The organism is Capnocytophaga sp. oral taxon 329 str. F0087, from assembly GCF_000213295.2.
Lineage (GTDB): Bacteria > Bacteroidota > Bacteroidia > Flavobacteriales > Flavobacteriaceae > Capnocytophaga > Capnocytophaga leadbetteri_A.
The window spans coordinates 8566-11281 of sequence record NZ_KN389987.1; the positions used below are offsets into that span (position 1 = coordinate 8566).

A 2716-nucleotide genomic window follows, 5' to 3' on the forward strand; every position below is an offset into this window, starting at 1 on the left:
TGCTGTGGTTTGTATAAGCTGTGCCGCTTGCTCTTTATACTCACTTAGGGACTTCTTTAGGGTAGCGAAATCGCTTAGCTCTTTGTCTTTTAGCGATTGCAGCTGACTATAATGGTTTTCGTTAGTGAGCATCTTGGCTATTTCAAGTAACTCCTTAGAGGTATCCCAGTTCTTATCTTCGTCTATCTTTTCGTTAGAAAAAGCTATAAGCCACTCAGTGAGCTCCTTATCGCCCGCACCTGCTTGGCTCATTAGGTTGTCTACAGCGCGTTCTAAGAGGGTTTGACTGTCCAACTGCACTTCAAAGAAAGGATTAAGGTGTAAATCGTGAGAGAAATGGCGTATCAGTTGGTGGTTGAAGCCGTCAATAGTGCTAATATTAAAGGCAGCGTAGTTATGCAATAGGTATTCTAACGTCTTAGCCGAACGGTCTTGCAGCTCTTTAGGGGTGAGATGCAGACTTTTGCACAATTCGGTAAACATACTGTGGGGGGTATGCAGCATCGTATCCTCGCTAAACTTACCCAACAGCTCAATAATACGGTTCTTCATCTCGAACACCGCCTTGTTAGTAAAGGTAATAGCGAGCAGCTGTCTAAACTGCTCTACATTGAGGGTACTAAGTACAATTTGCAAATAAGCCTTCACGAGGCTATAGGTCTTGCCTGACCCTGCTGAAGCGTTGTAAATCGTATAGCTCATTTTTTATCCTGCGAATTCATCAAGCATATCTAAAGAAGGCACAAAGAAAAGGGTTCCTGTTTCGGCAGTGCTGAAATCTAATAAGCGGTCGTAATTACCTACGGGGTTGCCTACAAACATATTCGTAAGCATCTTTTCTACCGTGCTGAATGTATTGGCGTAGCAGATAAAGTAAGTGCCCATTTGATGACTCACTGGGTCGTGGAAAGGCATATTATCTCTCACTACTTTCAGGTCATCGCCTACATTGGCAAGTGCTGAATGAGCATTTGTAGGTTTGGTATCCTCATCCATTTCTATATCCATTTCTTTGCTGCGACCTATTACTTTTTCTTGTTCGCTAACGGGTAACGAACGCCAAGCGTTCATATCGTGCACATACTTTTGCACAAATAAGTAGCTTCCGCCTTGGTAGTTAGGGTCTTCATCGCCTACAACCGCAAACTGTTTGCGTTCTTCGCCTCGTGGGTTTTCGGTGCCGTCTACAAAACCGATAATAGCACGCCCGTCCCAATACCTAAAACCCTGTACATTCACTATGCAATCGGCTATAGGTTGCAACACATCGCTGATAGCAGCTGCCATATCATAAGCTAAGCTAGGGTTATGCGCACGAATGTGAAAGTGCAAATCGCCTTCAGTAGCTACGGCTGTGTGTTTGCTACCTTTGATAGGCTGAAAATCCTTAAGCTCTTTGGGGAGCGGTTGGGGTAACCCTAAGGTAAGCCACGCCCTATGGCTAATGCCTATGGTTACACTCGCACGCGCTTCGGGGAAGCGGTCGGCTACCGAGTTGTTGAGGTTTCCTACCAAGCCACATACTTTTGAAAAAGTATCTTTTAGTTGTGTTTTGTCTGTATTTTTCTTAAATGCCCATACCAAAAAGACAGTATTGTTATTAGGCAAATCGGTTACATTCTGATAATTCATTATTTCTATTTTTATTTTCAGTAGTTAGTTATTAGTCGTTAGTCGTTAGAAAGTGACACTGTTCTAACGACTAATCTACTAGCTGCTAATTACTGCGGTTTGTCTGTTGATAGATTCTTGGTGAATCGCCTTAAATACCTGTATGATAAACTCTTCACTAAGTCCGTATTGTTCTCCCTCTGAGATTACCTTGCCGAGTATTTCGTGCCAGCGTTGATTCTGCAGGATAGCCACATTGTTAGCTTTCTTTAGAGTGCCAATTTCATCAGAAATATTCATACGCTTCTTAAGCAGGTCTAATAACTGATCGTCTATGATGTCGATATGAGAGCGTAGAGTGCTTAGTTTGCTAACGTAATCTTCTTGGTTAGTAGAGACCTGCCTAATGCGCAAGTCGTTCATAATCTGCACCAAACGCTCTGGAGTGATTTGCTGAGCGGCATCGCTCCACGCAGCATCGGGGGTGCAGTGGGTCTCAATCATCAGGCCATCGAAATTGAGGTCGAGGGCAGTTTGCGATACATCGAAGATAAGTTCGCGCTTACCGGTGATGTGCGAAGGGTCGCAGATGATAGGTAGCAACGGGAATTTATTCTGCAATTCTATCACTAATTGCCATTCGGGTATGTTGCGGTATTTGGTCTTTTCATAAGTAGAAAACCCACGATGTATCACCCCTAACTTCTCAACTCCGGCACGCTGTAGCCGCTCGATAGCCCCTATCCAAAGAGCGAGGTCGGGGTTTACTGGGTTTTTCACCAATACTATCTTATCAGTACCTTTCAGCTCATCGGCTATCTCTTGAATGATAAACGGACTAACGGTAGAGCGCGCCCCTATCCACAATAGGTCGATGTCGTGCTCTAAGGCGAGCTTTACGTGGTCTTTATTGGCTACTTCAGTTGCTATCTTAAGCCCTGTCTCTTCTTTTACACGTTGCAACCATTTCAGACCTAAAGCTCCCACACCCTCAAACATACCGGGGCGGGTACGAGGCTTCCAGATACCAGCACGGAAGAATGACACATCAGTATCCTTAAGACTATGTGCTATGTTGAGTACCTGCTCTTCTGTTTCGGCACTG

Annotated in this window: 3 protein-coding genes; all 3 read right to left on the minus strand. The window is 44.4% G+C overall.

Annotated elements, in window-relative coordinates; translation table 11 throughout:
* On the minus strand, positions 1 to 702 hold a 702-nt coding region (locus HMPREF9074_RS01665), incomplete at its 3' end, for a UvrD-helicase domain-containing protein (RefSeq protein ID WP_034539503.1).
* A 3-nt stretch (positions 703 to 705) separates the two neighbouring features.
* On the minus strand, positions 706 to 1632 hold the full coding sequence (locus tag HMPREF9074_RS01670; protein WP_009388680.1) for a Dyp-type peroxidase: 927 nt from the start codon (positions 1630 to 1632) through the stop codon (positions 706 to 708).
* 78 nt (positions 1633 to 1710) lie between these two features.
* Positions 1711 to 2716: chorismate mutase (locus tag HMPREF9074_RS01675; protein WP_034539504.1), on the minus strand; the 1006-nt coding region annotated here is incomplete at its 5' end.

Coding starts and splice junctions, on each gene's coding strand:
- HMPREF9074_RS01670 (WP_009388680.1), bottom strand. CDS start 1,632: ATGAATTATCAGAATGTAACCGATTTGCCTAATAACAATACTGTCTTT.